Origin of the sequence: Corallococcus exercitus (assembly GCF_042231735.1) — a bacterium.
In the GTDB taxonomy this organism is placed as follows: domain Bacteria; phylum Myxococcota; class Myxococcia; order Myxococcales; family Myxococcaceae; genus Corallococcus; species Corallococcus exercitus_B.
The window spans coordinates 8,574,402-8,590,558 of the sequence record NZ_CP102577.1; the positions used below are offsets into that span (position 1 = coordinate 8,574,402).

13 protein-coding genes and 2 tRNA genes are annotated in these 16,157 nt (G+C 67.5%); 2 read left to right on the top strand and 13 right to left on the bottom strand.

The window, feature by feature from the left end:
• The 13 genes from NR792_RS34505 to NR792_RS34565 form a co-directional block, all read right to left on the bottom strand.
• Window positions 1-717 (bottom strand): hypothetical protein, encoded by a 717-nt coding sequence (locus NR792_RS34505; RefSeq protein WP_375756959.1) that lies wholly within the window; start codon window positions 715-717, stop codon window positions 1-3.
• 469 nt (window positions 718-1,186) lie between these two features.
• A complete protein-coding gene (locus NR792_RS34510; RefSeq protein ID WP_375756960.1) occupies window positions 1,187-2,341 on the bottom strand; it encodes a serine/threonine protein kinase in 1,155 nt (384 codons plus the stop codon).
• A gap of 160 nt (window positions 2,342-2,501) precedes the next feature.
• The gene (locus NR792_RS34515; protein ID WP_375756961.1) at window positions 2,502-4,310 is read right to left on the bottom strand and encodes a serine/threonine protein kinase; all 1,809 of its coding nucleotides are present in this window, start codon (window positions 4,308-4,310) and stop codon (window positions 2,502-2,504) included.
• A complete protein-coding gene (locus tag NR792_RS34520) occupies window positions 4,307-5,176 on the bottom strand; it encodes a DUF2381 family protein (RefSeq protein ID WP_375756962.1) in 870 nt (289 codons plus the stop codon). Before NR792_RS34520 ends, NR792_RS34515 begins: the two co-directional genes overlap by 4 nt.
• A gap of 100 nt (window positions 5,177-5,276) precedes the next feature.
• Window positions 5,277-6,035: a DUF5953 family protein gene (locus NR792_RS34525; protein WP_375756963.1), complete on the bottom strand. Its 759-nt coding sequence runs from the start codon at window positions 6,033-6,035 to the stop codon at window positions 5,277-5,279.
• A 1-nt stretch (window position 6,036) separates the two neighbouring features.
• A complete protein-coding gene (locus tag NR792_RS34530) occupies window positions 6,037-6,951 on the bottom strand; it encodes a DUF6310 domain-containing protein (RefSeq protein WP_375756964.1) in 915 nt (304 codons plus the stop codon).
• A gap of 290 nt (window positions 6,952-7,241) precedes the next feature.
• Window positions 7,242-8,606 carry an IS701 family transposase gene (locus NR792_RS34535; protein ID WP_375756965.1) on the bottom strand — a complete coding sequence of 455 codons (1,365 nt, stop codon included), beginning with the start codon at window positions 8,604-8,606 and terminating at the stop codon, window positions 7,242-7,244.
• Window positions 8,607-8,953: 347 nt separating this feature from the next.
• Window positions 8,954-9,028, bottom strand: a tRNA-Leu gene (locus NR792_RS34540).
• 23 nt (window positions 9,029-9,051) lie between these two features.
• Window positions 9,052-9,127 (bottom strand) — tRNA-Pro (locus NR792_RS34545).
• Window positions 9,128-9,561: 434 nt separating this feature from the next.
• On the bottom strand, window positions 9,562-10,188 hold the full coding sequence (locus tag NR792_RS34550) for a hypothetical protein (RefSeq protein ID WP_375756966.1): 627 nt from the start codon (window positions 10,186-10,188) through the stop codon (window positions 9,562-9,564).
• Window positions 10,189-10,257: 69 nt separating this feature from the next.
• A complete protein-coding gene (locus NR792_RS34555) occupies window positions 10,258-11,037 on the bottom strand; it encodes a hypothetical protein (protein WP_375756967.1) in 780 nt (259 codons plus the stop codon).
• Window positions 11,034-11,450, bottom strand: coding sequence for a hypothetical protein (locus NR792_RS34560; protein WP_375756968.1), 417 nt, complete (start codon window positions 11,448-11,450; stop codon window positions 11,034-11,036). Before NR792_RS34560 ends, NR792_RS34555 begins: the two co-directional genes overlap by 4 nt.
• Window positions 11,451-11,518: 68 nt before the next feature.
• Window positions 11,519-12,757, bottom strand: a complete 1,239-nt coding sequence (locus NR792_RS34565) for a styrene monooxygenase/indole monooxygenase family protein (protein WP_375756969.1) — start codon at window positions 12,755-12,757, stop codon at window positions 11,519-11,521.
• Window positions 12,758-12,944: 187 nt separating this feature from the next.
• Here NR792_RS34565 and NR792_RS34570 point away from each other — a divergent pair, with 187 nt between their 5' ends.
• Entirely contained in the window at window positions 12,945-14,042 is a 1,098-nt protein-coding gene (locus tag NR792_RS34570; RefSeq protein WP_375756970.1) for a vWA domain-containing protein, read from the top strand.
• A 97-nt stretch (window positions 14,043-14,139) separates the two neighbouring features.
• Window positions 14,140-16,152 carry a hypothetical protein gene (locus NR792_RS34575; RefSeq protein WP_375756971.1) on the top strand — a complete coding sequence of 671 codons (2,013 nt, stop codon included), beginning with the start codon at window positions 14,140-14,142 and terminating at the stop codon, window positions 16,150-16,152.
• Window positions 16,153-16,157: the final 5 nt, after the last annotated feature.

The following is a 16,157-nucleotide window of genomic DNA, read 5'->3' on the forward strand; positions in this document are numbered from 1 at the left end:
CTACTTGCTGCTCGTTTCCGCGTACAACACGAACCCATCGACGGGCATGGGTGCATGGGGGACGAGCGTTTCCACGAGAAAGAGGTTGTCGCAGTGCCTGGCGTTCGGACCGCCAAATACGGTCTGGATGGCCAGCTCTACGCACCCTTCAGCGGGAAGATACGCGCTGCCAGCTTGAGCGAGCCGGCGAACGATGTGCGCGGGATGTACCTGCCACTCACGGCTGTCGGGGTCGATTCGGGTGCCTAGGTGGCCAAGCCATCGCACGAGGTCCGCCCGCTGTGACTCACGAAGCTTGTCGAATTCCGTCAGGGGGGAGCTGGCGCGGGAGCGGTAGAGCCATCCGGTAACAAGCGCCTCCGGCATGGCTGACTCTGCCCAATCGGCCACTGCGGATGGATCGATGATGCGAAACTGTGTCTCCAAACGCTCCATCGGCGGTTCGCTGTTCCAATAGCGCGTTACATCATGGCCGACGAACCCCGAGAGTTCGACGCGCCCGTCGGCATCCGCCTCCATCAGGAACTCTGGGGTGCCGTCATAGATGTTGTACTGAAAGGCAGGCACGCCCAGGCGCGACGAGAGGCGTGCGAGCAGCGGCGGGGTGCCCTGCATCAGGAGCCCGAAGGGGGCGGTGCGCAGGACAGTCCACCCTGGGGCCCCGTGAAAGCCCGCCAGACCCCAGCGCTGCACCTCGTCACCCAGCCCGTACTGCATGGGGTCGTGCCGTTCCCGGGTGCGCGGCTTGGGTGTTGTCAAGTGCCGCCCCCCTTCCACCAACAAGCGTGAGAGTTCTCTCTCTACCCGAGCGATATCCGCACACTGAATGAAGGCTACGTTCAGCCACGTTCCCATGAGTGATGAGTCTGCCACGTGAGACGATGACGTTCGACGAGAAGTCCGGAGATCCACCGCGGCTTGAACGCTGTATGAGGTGCGCGCGTTTGGGGGAACGCGGTTTTGAACAGAGCGAAACAATGCCGAAGGCGGGATTCAAACCCGCACCGGGCGGTGCGAAACTCTCAGCAGGATCGCGCCCTTACCTCGCTGCCGCTCGGAGCGACCCGGATTCGATATCCCGCCGCATGACCTGTTGTCCCGCCATGTTCCACCCCATGCCGCAGCCTCATGCGACATACGTGCAACATGGCGGGACTGGAGTTGAGCCTCCTCGCAGGCAGCGTGGCTAGTTCGTGCTGATCTCGTCCTGGGACACCTGGAGGCCACGGGGGCGCCGCATGCCCAGCTCGACCATCACCTCGCGGGATCGCTTCGCCATCTCGTGCAGCTCCGACACCGCTTCCTTCCGACCGTAGGCGTCTCCCTCTCCGAGCCAGCGGCGCAGGTCCGCCGCCAGTTCCCGCGCCGTCTGGTAGCGGGCTTCCGGGCGGGGCTGGAGGAGCTTGCGCAGCGCCAGGCCCAACCCCTGCGGAAGCGACTCCGTCAACGCCTCCAGGTCCGCTTGCGAGTAGGTCGCCGCGCGCCAGATCGCGTCCTCCACGCCAACAGGGCTGCCTGCGAGCCGAGCCCGCCTGACGGCACGTCGGACCCGCACGCGCTGCCTGACCGATAGCGAGTCCTTCACCTCTTCGGTCAAGGCGTCCGGGGCATCCAGGAGGTTCTTCCCCGTCGCGAGTTCAAGCAGGACATTGCCAAGCGCGAAGAGGTCCGCTCTCGCATCCACGCGGCCCGTCAGGAGCATTTCCGGGGAAGAGTAGAACGCATCCCCCTGCGACTGGCGCACCGTGGATGAAACGCGGCCGGGCAGGTCCGACAGGGCGAGCCCGAAGTCGGAGACCTGCACGTCACCGTTCCAATCGACGAAGATGTGCTCAACGTCGAGCGCCCGGTGGACGATGTTGAGGGAGCGCCCCTGTTCGTCCTTCGCCTCGTGGGCATGCTCCAGGGCCTCGGCGACGCGCGCCCCGACATGGAGGGCGAAGAGGGGAGAGAACCGGCGACCGCACTCCCCCGAGAGCGTCAACAGGGTGTTGATGCTGTGCCCCGACGGATGCTCGGTGATGACGTACCAGCATCCCTCTGCCTTGTGCAGCCCATGGACACGGAGGATGCCCGGATGGTCGAGGTACGTCGCGAGGCGCACCTGCTCTTCCAGCTTTGCCCGCGCCCGCTTGATGCGAGGCAGCTCCATCAACTTCGGAACGCCCACCGCCTTGAGCAGCACCTTGCCCCGGATATTGCCCTCGGAAGTACGACGCCGGGCCAGCAGGAGACTCAACCCGTGGTGGACCTCTCCCAGGTCTTCGCGGAACTCGTACTGGAAGCCGTCCCGCGTGAAGAGAATCGCCCCGCGTGGAAGCCTGAACTCACTTGCCGACATGCTCTTTCCTCCTCTTCGCGCAGGCATCCGAAGGCCGACGCGTCGTGGGCGACGTTACCCGTGGGATGGGCCGTCGTGAAACGACCCTGGGAGGTCATGTCGAGTTTGAGGAGGCGGGGGCGAAATCAAGCACCTACCCATCACGTCGCCCCGGGGCTGCTCAGGGCCAGCGGTCCACCACTTTCCCGGAGCCCCGATTGACCGCCATCACCCTGCCGTCCTTGAACTCCACGACGGTCCCCTCGTGCACGAAGCAAATGGGGTACTCGTCCTGCCCCGGGAGCTTCACGCGGTCGTACCGGATGACGAGTGCCGGCCCATCCGCACGCCCCATCTTGTCGGAGAGGTAGTAGGCCTTGCCGTAGAAGCGTGTGCCCTTGGGCGCGACCGCCGCCTGCCGGTCGTCGTTGACGCCTTTGGGGACCACCCCCACCACCTCCGCGCCAGCGGTGAACCATACATTGTCAAAACCCGCTTGGCGTTCATCGAGTTGAAGGGAGAATCTGTCCCCTTCCTCCCAGTGAAGGTGCTCCCGCATGGCCTCTTCCGCCCCAGCCGGGCAGGTGAAGCGCTCTGGACGGATCTGGGCACCCGGACAACCCGCCGCCAGCGCCGCGACGAGCGACAGCGACGCGCACTCGACGGCGGCAACGGACTTCTTCGGCAGGCGGAGCGCACGTCCTGGGGGCGAGGCTTCGGGGGCTGGGGTCTTCAAGGCGGATCCTTCCTTCGGGGCAGCGGCGATGGCTGGCCCCGGGACTGTCACGGACGAAGGGCCAGCAGGTGTCATAGCAGGAGGGTGTGTTTCGGGCGGTGCGGAATGGGTGGTGGCAGGAGGAGGGCGTGGGGCTGCGGCGTCGTGCGGCCCGGCAGGCCCGCCGGTGGCGCTCCCTGACGAGCGCCAGAGGGCCGCAGCCATGACGAGCGCGACGATACAAACGACGCCTGCGAGCCACCTTCCCGCGCGAAGCGGTCGCTCCATCATGGCCACATGCCGCTTGAGGGATTGCGGCGTGGATGGAGCCGACAGAGCCGCAGGTGCTGGCCCTCCGTGACGCTGATCAGCGGGTGGATGGGCCGGCACATCATACTCAGCGGAGCGCTCGCCACGGAGATCCGCCAGTTCGCGGCGCAGCGCCTCGGTATCGACCGGACGCCCCTTGGGGTCTCGGGCCAGGATGGTCTCGACGAGGTCGCTCAGGGCCGCTGGCACCCGCGCATTCGCCAATCGAGGGGGCGGCGGTGGGAGGGCAGGGCTGTTCAAGTCGAAGCGCGGACGAAACTCCGTCGGGCGTGGGTCGGTCAGTAGTTCATGGAGCATGACGCCGACCGCGAAGATTTCGTCGGCGACCTGGAAGGCGTAGCGGGCCCGGTGCTCGTCCTTGTGCTCGCGCAGAAACTTGAACTGCTCGGGCGCACGATAGCGGTCTGTTCCTGGAGGCAACCCCCCATCCGTCAGGTCTTCGGCGAAGGTGTAGGTCGCGCAACTGAAATCGATGATGACGGGCTCACCGTCGCTCTTACGGATGAGCACGTTGGACAGCTTCAAGTCCCGATGCAGGATGCCCCGGCGATGCATGTATGCCAGCGCACCGGCGATCTTCTCGAAGACCCCGAGGATTTCGCGAACGGTCGGGTGCTTGCGCTCCGCCCACTCAGCGAGCGTCCAGCCGTCCACGTAGTCGAGTGCGAGGTACAGGTTCCCACTCTCCGCCAGGCCGTACCCCTGCGGCCGGACGATGTGGGGGTGGTCCAGCATGAGCAGCGCCGTCAACTCCCGCAGCGTCCGGGCATGGGTCTGCTTGGGGTCGCCGCTGGACTCCCGGTGCTGGGCCACCTTGATGGCCCGGTGCCTGCCGTTCTTTTCGCCAAGGAAGACGAACGCAAAGCCTCCGTCACCGAGTGGCTTGGAAACCTGCCACCCGTCAATCAACGTACCGGGCGGAGCGTGAAGCAGCGTCGCGCTCATTGGGCATCCTCCGCGGCGGGCTTCGGGAAGCGCACGTCTGGAATCGTGAGCCGACGCTCCCCATCACCACGCACCTCCAGGGTGAAGACGAGGTCTGCTTTCGTCTTGGGTACTTCCACGACCGCCAGCACTCGCCCGTTCTCCCCCGGAAGGATTGCACCCGGCTTCTTCGCTACGAGTCGCGCCCGCAGGGGAATGCCGACTCGCCCCACGAACATTGCTTCTCGTGGTGTCCAAGCGGGGTGGTCAGGGCGGTTCACAATCTTCACATCCGCCAGAATCCAACCGGTGCCCCGAAAGGCTACAATCGAGTCCAAAATCAACCCCTGCACAGCATCGAGCGTGCCTTTGCTGCTGGACGTCGTGACCCCCTTCTCGTCCACGTAGCCGAGGAGCACGAAGTCTTCCGGCTTTGGCGCCGGGGCTTGAGCCGTGGGCTGGCAGGCTGTATTCGGCGGCTCCGGACGTTGCACGTCAATCAGTGCATCAACGTCGCGCGGGTCTGTCACGAGCACGAAGGCGGCCCGGGTGGGCGCTCGGCCGTCGGCGAAGAAGACCCCAATCTCCTGACGCTCGCCGTCGGTAAGGTTGGCCACGGGCTGAACAATGAGCGACCGCTCGCCCGCGTCCAGGACGCGGATCCGGGATTCGTCGAAGGTGAGGGTCTTCCGCTGGATCGGCGCAGAGAACAGGAACACCGTCCGGGCATCCGCCGCGACATGGACGACGGGCAGCGGTTCGGTGGGCGTGCTGGCGATGGTCACGGAGCGCTTACGATCAACGCGCGCCCCTGTGGCCGGCTCAGCCCCCGCAGCAACTCCCGAGACAAGCACGAGCGCGAGAGCCAATCTGAACGGTTGGAGCAATGGTGCATGACCTCCCGAATGGGAAGGCTACCATCGCGGACGCCTGCGCAGTGGGTCTCTTTCCTACAGGCGGAGCGGCATCCCGAGACCCTGAATCGAGTCAAGGCGCTGCACGCCCGCCGATCTCCGGGAAGCGCTCATAGGCCCGAAGGAGCGCGTCCAGGTGGGCGGGGTTGTCCAGGTCGAGCGGCGCGTCGGTGAGCTGCACGACCCAGCCGCCCGATGCCGTGCGCCGCGCCCGTGAAAGCAGGTCCGCGTCCCGAGCCAGGTCTGGGAATCCGATGGCCCGTGCGGCAGCGGCAGACCAGTAGTTCAGCCATCCAAGGAAGTGCGGAACCTCAGGCGTGGACCTGTCCCATGGGAGCTTGAGCGATGGTAGTCCATGGGGCGGAACGTGCAGCGCATCGCCGGGATGGCGGAACTGCTGCGCCACGATCCCACCATAACCGCTCGGCGTCGCATGCCCCCATACGGCGCGAGCGCCCTCCGATACACCTGCAAGCACATCGACAGCCCCCGCGAGGCCGACTGCGTCGAGCGGCAGGTCCGCATGGATTTCAAAATGCGGCGGGCTTCCTGCTGCAAGACCGTTTGGGTTTTCCTGTCCGGCCACCGTCACGAGCTGGTTGTCATCATCGTTGCAGAGGAACGGGAAGCCGCCGTTTGTCATATTGGCCGCTACCCACTCGTCGCGTTGAGGCAAGGCGACGAGGTCCCCCTTTTCCGACATCGTCCACCCAAGGCGTAAGCCGGGCAGCGCACGTTCCATTGCATGGACAACCGCGGTCGGGCGGTCGTCATCATCCTGGAGCGCAGGCGCGTGGGCGATGACAATGAGGGTTCTGTGAGCGGCCGTCATTTCAACACCAGTCCATGATGACAACTTTGAGGGTTGGATCTTCGTCGAACAGCACGGCTTTATGAGCGGCGCTTCGCACTCCAATGACGAAGTTGTACCCGCAGTCCCTTGCGAGCTTGGCCTCGCGCCTCAGTTCAGGCAGCTTCATCCTGACAAAGAACCTTTGGGAGCGCGGTGGCTGTTTTTCAAAATCATCCGTCTTGATATCCCACAGCGTGCGATTGATGAGGACCAGCCCGTCGAAGTTCTTCCCATTGACGAGTACATCCCAACCAGGAAAGCTGTTGTTGGGGATCCTGTCAGCGCATTCGTTGTGTGGATCGTTGCCGCCCAAATGTCGCACCGGGACGGGCCTGCATTCGGAACGGCGCTCGCGATCCGGTGATTCGGGCGGAACCGGAGGGAGCCAATCCTGCCCCGCTGGCTCGGGCTTCAGCTTGGGCTTGCGTTGCACCTCAGCTTCTCGGGATGACACCTTCGTTCCTCGTGAGGCCCCAGCCTCTTCGGGGTAGGCATGGCGGAGTTCATATGCGTCCAGCGCTTCTTTGATGGCGAAGCCGACCACTACCACGCCAAGCACGATCACGGCTCCCACGGCAATCTCAGGAGCCGCCAGCACGCAGAAACCGATTCCCACAGCTGCGGCGTCAGCGGACGCGACCGCGCATCTTCCCGTAGTGTCGTGGAACTTGATCCGGTCATGGTCAAGGGCTCGATAGCACCTCTCCACCAGAACCGGCCAAGACTGCGACGCTTCGCGGACCACGCACCGTCCTCCGTCAGTCCACGGCAGCGCCGCCGCACGCTGGAGGTTGGCGATCCTCGGGTTCCGGGACGAGCGCGCCCTGGGGCTTGGTGCCGGCGTGGCGCAAGCCGCGAGGAAGAGCAGGAGTGCGGCGCAAGCGCGGAGTCGCATGGTCACGTCCTTTCAGTCGAACCCGCGAGCCAAGGAGGAAGGCTGGCCGACTGTGGAGTATGCCAGCATCCGAGAATATCGTGGATACCTGGAAGCACGCCGATGCGCGACAGCTCGATCGTCAAGAGGCGCGAGCTGGAACGTCACCAAAGACAACGGCAGGCGGGCTAGCGAAGTGAAGTCCCCAAGCCCCTACGACAAGCGCGGCTGACCCCTCAGCGCAACGAGGCGGCACCGCAGCACCGTGTAGCCCCATGTCACGTCAAGCCGTCAAACCTCTGTTCCTATTACTACTTGATCAGATGCGTGAGGGGCCTTGAGGAGGAGCGCGAGCGCCGAGTCTGCGGAGGCACAGCGGACAATGGCCGAGGCGGCGCAGCAGCAGATGCTGAAGCCGTCGACGCACCTGGGGCAGCGTCCAGGGAATCCTCCTCCGGGGGAAAAAGCGCTCGACGGAGCGCGAGGAAGCCATGGGCCACCATGCAGAGCGTGGCGTGGTGATGAAAGCCTCTCCAGGTGCGGCCCTCGAAATGGTCCAGGCCGACTTCGCCCTTCATCTCCTGGTAGTCGCGCTCAACGCGCCAGCGCAGCTTCGCCAAGGTGACGAGGCGTTTGAGGGGCGTGTCCTCCGGCAGAGACGAGAGGTAGTACTTCGTTGGCGCAGCCTCGCCTGGCGGCCACTCGCACAAGAGCCACTCGGGGGCGCCCGGCGCCTTGCGCACGACATGGCCTTCAGCGACCTGGATTCGCACCGCGGCGAAAGTGGAGGACTGCATGCCACGGCTGCCCTCGCGCCAGCTGATGCGGCGGTACTCCTCCTCAGGTAACTGGCGTGCCAATTCTTCAATCGTCCAGGGCTGCACGCCGCTGTCGTCGACGAAGCGAGTCCGAGGGCGCCCGTACGTGCCCGCCTTCTTCACCGGCAGGTGTGGCGTCGCCCCCGGAGGCCACACCTTGTGCTGCCCCGGCACCGCGACGAGGTAGGGCAGGCCCCGTGCCGTGAGTCCTTCGCGAAACTCCCGGCAGTTGCCATACCCCGCATCCGCCAGGACGACGTGCTTGCGCACGCCCCACTTCAGCGCGTCGTCCAGCTGCGACAGCGCCAATTCCCATTTGCGCGTGGCGCCCACCTCCTCGGGGACTCCGGCCGCCTTGCGCCGCGCCTTGTCCGTCACCCACTCCTCGGGCAGGTACAACCGCATGCCAATGCACCCGCTGCCGCGTGCCCCTGCCAGGTGCAGGCTGACGGCCACCTGGCAGTTGTCCGTGCGCCCCAGCGTCCCCGAGTACTGCCGGGCGACTCCCACCGAGTGCTTCCCCTTCTTCGGAAACCCCGTGTCGTCCACCACCAGCGCTTCCAACTCCGGTAGCCGCAACTCCAGCTTCCGCGCCAGTCGCTCCCGCAGCGACTCGTCGCTCCACGTCCCTTGCGACACGCACTGCTGCAGCCGCTGACGCATCGCCTCGACTTCGCCTGCGTCCTCCACCAGCCGGGCCGCCATCGGCTCAATGCTCTTGCGCTCCCCGTCCAGCAGCAGGCCTGTCACGTAGGCCTCCATGGCGCGCCGTCTCTCCAGCCGCCCCATGCCGACGACCATCTCCTCAAGGTAGGCGCCCAGCGCCTCGTCCAGCTTCTTGAGCTGTGCGGGTGTCATCCCGACCGTAGATCATGGTCGCCAGCTGGATTCAAGTGACCGGGTAGTACTATAACCCCATAGAGAAAGTTGATGTAGGAGTAGGGATAGGGGAGAAGTGAGCGCCTATGCGGTGCGCGCGTCTAGGAGTTTTGGGGAAACGAGTTTGACGGCAGCCATGGTTGACGCTTGCTCGTCATGACAGCGGGGGCGAGCATCAGGCATCAGCGGCACCGCGAAGCGGCTGTGTCACGTAAAACCGTCAAACCTCTATTCCTATAACCCCGCAGAGAAAGCTGGTGTAGGAATAGGGATGAGGAAGAGGTGCGCGCGTTTTGGGGAACGCGGCTTTGAACAGGGCGAAACAGTGCCGAAGGCGGGATTCGAACCCGCAACCTCCGCGTTCTGAGCGCGGCGCCTCTACCAAGTTGGGCTACCCCGGCGGTGTTTGTCTTTGAAGGTGAAGTCGGGATGACTGGATTCGAACCAGCGACCTTGTGCGCCCGAGGCACACGCTCTTGACCAGACTGAGCTACATCCCGATGAGATTCGTGCCCTCGAGGGAGGACCCGGACATGACTGAGGCCGGGTCCCCCCTCGGGAGCCCGGCCTCTGTCCATGCCCGTCCCGGAGTTACCGGGTGGCGGCGTGGGTCAGGTGCCGGGGGGACTGCCGCGGAACGAGGCGATGGCCAGGTCCAGGCTGTCCGGAGTGGGCTCCATGTCGATGGGTAGCTTCGGGTTCGGCTCGTCGCGCTTCGTCATGGGCGTCACTCCTTTCTTGCTGGAGAGTGACGCGGCGGAAAATCAGTCCTGACACCGCTGCTTGCGCCAGTTCCGCTTTTCGATGCACCGGACGTTGTCCACGTCCGCGAGCGTCGCCAGATACCGGGCCAGGTCGGGCAGCTCCGTGTCGTGCTCCTGGCCTTCGTACTCGCCAGTGACGACGTCCGCCGGCTGACGGAAATGACGCGGCGTTACTGCACGCCGGGCGCGCGGAACACCTGGCCGTTGCGGCCCTCCAGCACGAGGCTCGCCTCGTCGGAGCTGCCCACGCGCAGCTCCACGCGGGGCTGGCCTCGACGGTCCACCAGGAGCAGCCCGGGCGAGCCCTCCTCGTCCGCGCCCAGGATGGCCCGGGGCCTTCCCGTCACGTCCGCCAGCTCCAGCCGCGACGAGCCGTCCACCTGGAGCCCCACCGAGAACAGCTCCGCGCCCCCGGACTTGGACAGCGTCAGGCGCGGCGCCTCGTCCGAGAACACCATCAGCTCCGCCAGCGACTCGCCTTCCGCCGTGGAGAAGCGCAGCCGGGGCGAGTCGTCCTCGCCCACGCCCAGCAGGGCCCTGGGACGGCCCTCGCTGTCGTTCAGCACCAGCGCCGCGCCGCCGTGGCGGTTCGCGTCCAGGCTGGCCCTTGTGCGGCCCTGGGCGTCCTTGAGCACCAGGCGGGAGGCGACCAGCTCCCCCGCGTGCGGCGGTGCTGCGTCACGCAGGGCCGCGGTTCCCAGCCCCACTCCTGCCAGCACGAAGGCCGCGAGGGTGAGGCCCTGCCACCTGCGGAGCCGGCCTTCCAGCCGCTCCATGCGCGCGTCCAGTGAGTCCATCCCGGCGTCGCCTCCTGTCCCACCCTGGCGGGACGGCGGGAGGCTAGCAGAGCCCGGCACGTCCCGCCGTCAGCGGGGCAGGAAGAGGAGCAGGAGTGTTGGCACCACGGCGACGAGGATGCCCACGCCGAGTGCGAGCACCATCTGGAGGAAGAACACGTCCTCCAGTGTCTCCTCCAGCACCCCCTCCAGCCGGTCGATGGCCAGCAGCTCGAGCTCCCGCACCGCGGAGGGCATGTCCGGCGACGTCAGCACCGCTCGCAGGGCGATGAGCCCCAGCACCCGGCGGGACTGGTCCATGAGGAAGCCCTCCAGCCACCCGGCGCGGGAGGAGGCTGATTCCTGCTCGGGCTCGAGCATGCGCTCCGCCACCGACTGTTCGATGGCCCGGGTGAGCTCCGCGCGGCTGGGCGTGCCGGCCCCACGCAGGCGCCGGGCGACCTGCAGCGTCGCGGGCTTGAGGATGGCGTACGCATAGCCCATCAGCCCTCGCGCTCGCACCTCGCTCGCGAGCCGCGAGCTGACCCCATGGAGCATCCACACGTAGCCCCCAGCCACGGCCAGGGCCGACGGCGTGAGCACGACGCTCAGCACGTCCAGCCAGGCCGGTGTCGGGGCCGCGCCCGTCCAGCGCGGCGCGAGGACGAAGACGCCGGCCAGCGCCAGGCCGAAGCACCCGAAGAGGAAGAAGCCCTTCAGCGCGCCCTTCACGCCGGAGCCCAGCAGCGCGGGCACCATGGCGACGAGGCTCCGCAAGCCCGCGCGCGCCATGCCCCCCATGGACTCACGTGGGGGCACCGCGAATGAGTCCTCGTCCGGGCCCCGCTGCTTCAAGGCCGCGTGGCTCATGACGGGCGCTCCATGGACGCAAGGCCCAGCTCGGCCGTGGCCCACTGGTCCACCTGTTCCGCGGAGGGCGGTGACACCGGCGCGTCGGACTTGAGCTCGCGCCGGCGCCGCCACCACATCAGGAGCGCGGCGGCGCCGAAGAGCACGGCCCCCACGGCCAGCCGGGGCAGCAGCCAGGGAATGGGACCGGACCGGGAGCTCTGGCGCTCCTTCCACCACGCCGTGCCCGTCCCCATCAGGGCGAGCACTCCCGGAATGGCGGCCAGGTGCCACAGGGTCCCGCTGTCAGGCCCCGGCACGAGCGCCAGCAGCCCCAGGAACACCGTCGTGGTCCACAGCAGGATGCGTCCCAGCCGGAAGTTCGTGAGCCCCACCAGCACCACGGCGACGGGCCGTGAGCCCTCACCACTCATGTTGCGTTCCCCATGGGGGCGTCATCCTAACGGGGGCGGGCCCGCGCCAGAAGCCAGCCCCCGGGGCCCTACGCGGCGGAGGCCTGCTGGATGCGGGCCTCCGTCTCGGACGGGCTGGCGATCCAGGGCCAGAAGCGCTGCGGCTCTCCGAAGTTGTCGAAGAACGTGTCCGCCAGCGTCGACACCGCCGAGGCGGCCCCCAGGTAGCGCAGCACGTGCGGCGGAGGCGGCTGGAGCAGCATGTTGGTGAACGCGGTGATGTATTGGCCTTCCGTCCGCCAGAAGTGCTCGAAGGTCTGCTCCATCCAGTCTGGGGTGAAGGGCTGGTCGCCATGTTCGAGGATGGCCCGCGTCATCGCATGGGCCTGCTTCGACGCGCTGTTGAGCCCCTGGCCCGCGATGGGGTCGTTGAGCATGACGACGTCCCCCATCCCCATCACCGCCCGGCCCGAGGGAAGCCGGCCCACCGGCTTGCGCACCGTGGGCGTGAACGCGCCGGTGAGCCAGGAGGACTCGTCCACGATGGCGGCGCCCTCCAGCCGCTCCGCCACCCAGGGCGAGAAGTCGCGCAGCACCCCCTTCATCCGCTCCATCGCCTCCCGCGCGGTGTCGATGCCGGCGAAGCGGTCCAGCCCCTGCCCGGGGATGGCCTCCAGCAGGATGCAGTTCAGCGGGCCCCGGATGCGGTCGAAGTACGGCATGGAGAAGTATTCGCCGTGGCCGGCCGTCAGGATGAACTTGAGGGCGGGGTAGGGCGTCTCGTTCAGCGGCTTCATGCCGGTGACAATCATTGCCGTGAGGTTGCGCTGCGGCTGCGTGTGGACGCTGCGCTCGGCGTCCCGTTCGAACAGCCGGGTGAAGCTGTTGCGCCCCGTCGTCACGACCACCAGGTCATGCTCCGGGACGAGCTTCTCCAGGCCGTCCACGTCCACGTCCCGCACCACCACGGTGCCGCCGCGCCGCTCGAACTCCGCGAGCCAGCGCGAGTACTTCGCCCGCAGGTCCAGGGCCTTGCCCGGCTGGAGGATGCGCCCCTGGACGCGGAGCGCCCGCTGGCCGGGGGCCGCGCAGACGTCCAGGTCCCCGCCCCGGGCGTACTCCCCCGGGCCCTTCCAGAAGTCCAGCCCCAGCTCCTGCTCGTACTGGTACGCGCGGCCGAAGAGGTAGGTGGTCGCGGCGAGCCGGGCGTTGAAGAGCTGCTCGGGCGTGCGGTCCGAGTAGACCGTGACGGCGTAGCCCTTCTCCAGCAGGCCGAAGCCCAGCTGGAGCCCCGCCTGACCCGCTCCGATGATGCCGATGTTCCTCATGGTTCCCCCTGGGTGGTGCGGGGGCGTGACACCCCCCAGGACACTACGCAACGAGGGCCCCGGTCTGGCAACGGCACGGGAGTACGAGGCCGCCCGGAATCCGACGCCGGGAGCCCCCTTCCATGTCAGACCCCACGCGTATTGTTCCTTTCGTCGCAGCGAGGAACGAAACGAGGGGGAGTGCGCCATGACGATGTCTGTGATTGATAATCGCGTCGAGGTCGTCTTCAGCTTTGACACCACGGGCAGCATGTATCCGTGTCTCGCGCAGGTGCGGAAGAAGCTGGGTGCCGCCGTGGACCGGCTGACGAAGGAGATTCCAGGCATCCGCATCGGCATCATCGCGCACGGCGATTACTGTGACGCGGGGTCCACCTACGTGACCAAGGCCCTGGACCTCACCGACGACGCGAAGGCCATCACGCGCTTCGTGGAGAAGGTGGGCCAGACGGGCGGCGGGGACGCGCCCGAGTGCTACGAGCTGGTGTTGCACGAGGCGCAAAGCCTGTCCTGGACGAAGGGCTACACGAAGGCGTTCGTGCTCATTGGCGACGACGTGCCGCACCCGCCCCAGCACAACCCGAAGAAGCTGGACTGGCGCAAGGAGGTGGCCGCGCTGGGGGCCATGGGCGTGCCGGTGTATGGCGTCCAGGCGCTGAACCGCCGTCACGCGACGTCGTTCTACAAGGAGCTGGCGGAGAAGTCGGGCGGCTTCCACCTGAGCCTGGATCAGTTCTCGCACGTCACCGACATGCTGCTGGCCGTCTGCTACAAGCAGTCGTCGGACGCGCAGCTCCAGGCGTACGAGGCGGAGGTGTCCCGCGAGGGCCGCATGAATCGCGGCCTGAACGCGATGTTCAACACGATGCTCAAGCGGGCCGCGTCCACGCTCTTCGGTGAGACGGACCTGCGCGCGGTGCCGCCGGGGCGCTTCCAGGTGCTGGAGGTGGAGGCGGACAGCGCCATCAAGGAGTTCGTGACGGAGAACGGCCTGGGCTTCAGGACGGGGCGCGGCTTCTACGAGTTCACCAAGACGGAGACCATCCAGGGCCGCAAGGAGGTGGTGCTGATGGACCGCAAGTCCGGTGACCTCTACAGCGGCGAGCGCGCGCGGGAGATGCTCGGGCTGCCGCCGGGAGAGACGGTGCGCATCCGGCCCGCGAGCCTGGAGAAGTACGTCGTCTTCGTCCAGAGCACGTCCGCCAACCGCAAGCTCAAGGGCGGCACGAAGTTCCTCTACGAGGTGGAGGACTGGGACGGCGCGCGCGGCAGCGCCGCGGCCTGATTAACCGCATTTAATCGCGTTTAAGCACGCTCCTCCGGAACGCGTTGATAGAGCCATGTCTCAAGCGTGGCTCACACGCGTCGAGGGGGAGTGTTTCGTGAAGATCCAGTTCCGCGGTCCCGCGCAGTCGCAGCCGTTGCAAGAGAACAAGCCCGTCCTGGCGAAGGTCGAACCGCCGCCCGCGCGGCCGGTGACGCCGAACCCGGTCCAGCAGCAGCGGAACCAGGACTCCTTCTCGACGGATACGCGGACGCGCCAGGCCCGGCTCCTGGGCGGAAGCACCTCCTTCCAGGCCTTCGGGACGCCCACGCCCATGCCCCCGGCTGGCACCCCCGTTCCTCCGGGCGGCACCTCCGCCACCCGGGGTGGCACCGTCAGCGGCACCGTGCCTCCCCCCGGTGGCCCCATCATCCCGACCGGGCAGGTCATCACGCCCACGCCTGTCCAGACCGGGGCGGTCTCTCCGGAGGTCCAGGCGGCCGTCGACACCCTCAACGCGTTCCCGCCGGAGGAGCAGCCCTATGGCCTGACCACCCTGCTGGGGAATCACCGCGGCACGAGCGCCGAGGACGTCGCCTTCCGCCAGGAGCTGATGGCCGCCCTGGGCCCGGACCGGGTCGCGGAGCTGATGACCCAGCTGCGCGGCATGCCGGACCAGGGCCCGGGACTCGCCAGGACCCTCCTGTCCGCCGCCACCGAGTCCTACTCCGTCGAGGACCAGGGCAAGCTGGTGCAGGCGCTGGGGCCGGAGCTGCTCGGCGAGGCCCTGGCCTGGGGCGTCCAGAATGCGAGCAACCCCCTGGGGACGGACCGGGAGGCGAACGAGGCCCGGATGCAGGGGCTCTCCCGGATGATGGGCGCGCTCCACGCGCTGCCCCCGGGTGCTCCGGGCCAGGCCGAGGCCGCGGCGGCGCTGGAGGGCATCCAGCAGGGCCGGCCGGCGTGTGATGCCCCCGGCGCCTCCACCGCGGCGTGGATCGTGGCGAACTCCGGCAGTGACGCGCTCCGGAGCGAGTTCGCCAACGGCTACCTGGAGGCGTTCAAGGCCGACCCGTCGTCGCTCGCGCCCGAGGAGGCCCGCGCCGTGGCGTGGGCCCTGGGCTCCATGACCCCGGGCACGGCGGGGCTCGACCCCATCGTGGGCCTCTCCGACACGCAGCGCACGGATTTCCTGGGCACGCTCACCGCCGCGGAGGCGCCGGAGCTCCAGACCGGGACGCACTTCCAGGACGCCGCGCGGGCCGGCGTGAACGAGTTCCTGATGGACGTGGCCCAGCTGGACCCGGGCAGCTTCTCCAACCCGCAGGCCGCGAAGGACCTGCGCATCGAGGCGTTCCAGCAGGCCTCGCTGGCCGTGGACGGCGACTTCCTCCACGACAGCCCCGGGACCCACCGCGCGCTGGCCACCATGTTCGCGAACGACACGGCGGGCATCGTCGATGCGGCCGCCAACCCCGAGAACCGGCTCAGCGGAGGGCGGGACGCGCCGCTGGTGAAGTTCTTCGACCATGTCGCCTTCCGCAGCGAGGACAGCCGGAGCCTCGTGACGGACGCCCTGCAGAAGTACCTGGGCGTGGGGGCGGAGCAGGGCATCGTGGACGCGCTGGCCGCGGGCAAGGGCAACGCCGACTTCATGGCGAACGGGGGCGGCAACGTCCTGGCTCGCAACATGGGGTTCGTCCTGGGCTCGCTCTTCCAGGGGGCGCGCGGCGCGCTGCAGGCCATGGACGACGAGCACGCGCGCAAGACGGCCATCGTGGACGTGATGGGCAGCCTCATGGAGACCACCCTCGAGTCCATCCCGGGGGTGAAGGAGGCCTACTCCCAAATCAAGAGCGGCACCGGGGACCGCGCGAGCGTGGACACGGTCTTCGAGTGGCTGGGCAACCACTTCGCGGGGGACATCGACGCGAGCAAGGACGCCGTCACGGAGCTCTCCGGCGCCATCATCGAAGGCGCGTGGGACCCCTTCTTCGGGAACGGCACCCTGGATGGCGCGAACACGGGGGAGCTCATCGACATGTTCGGGATGATCAACGCGGGGGTCGCGAGGGCCGACGGCCGCACGGGCGATCCGGGCATCAACATCGGGGCTGGCTACATCCCCTGACCTGG

What these genes read in the sequence shown, in the direction of transcription:
- NR792_RS34535 (WP_375756965.1), bottom strand. Translation starts at nt 8,606, where the DNA reads ATGACACCCGCACAGCTCAAGAAGCTGGACGAGGCGCTGGGCGCCTAC.
- NR792_RS34510 (WP_375756960.1), bottom strand. Translation starts at nt 2,341, where the DNA reads ATGTCGGCAAGTGAGTTCAGGCTTCCACGCGGGGCGATTCTCTTCACG.
- NR792_RS34570 (WP_375756970.1), top strand. Translation starts at nt 12,945, where the DNA reads ATGACGATGTCTGTGATTGATAATCGCGTCGAGGTCGTCTTCAGCTTT.
- NR792_RS34550 (WP_375756966.1), bottom strand. Translation starts at nt 10,188, where the DNA reads ATGGACTCACTGGACGCGCGCATGGAGCGGCTGGAAGGCCGGCTCCGC.
- NR792_RS34525 (WP_375756963.1), bottom strand. Translation starts at nt 6,035, where the DNA reads ATGACGGCCGCTCACAGAACCCTCATTGTCATCGCCCACGCGCCTGCG.
- NR792_RS34505 (WP_375756959.1), bottom strand. Translation starts at nt 717, where the DNA reads ATGCAGTACGGGCTGGGTGACGAGGTGCAGCGCTGGGGTCTGGCGGGC.
- NR792_RS34530 (WP_375756964.1), bottom strand. Translation starts at nt 6,951, where the DNA reads ATGCGACTCCGCGCTTGCGCCGCACTCCTGCTCTTCCTCGCGGCTTGC.
- NR792_RS34560 (WP_375756968.1), bottom strand. Translation starts at nt 11,450, where the DNA reads ATGAGTGGTGAGGGCTCACGGCCCGTCGCCGTGGTGCTGGTGGGGCTC.
- NR792_RS34565 (WP_375756969.1), bottom strand. Translation starts at nt 12,757, where the DNA reads ATGAGGAACATCGGCATCATCGGAGCGGGTCAGGCGGGGCTCCAGCTG.
- NR792_RS34555 (WP_375756967.1), bottom strand. Translation starts at nt 11,037, where the DNA reads ATGAGCCACGCGGCCTTGAAGCAGCGGGGCCCGGACGAGGACTCATTC.
- NR792_RS34515 (WP_375756961.1), bottom strand. Translation starts at nt 4,310, where the DNA reads ATGAGCGCGACGCTGCTTCACGCTCCGCCCGGTACGTTGATTGACGGG.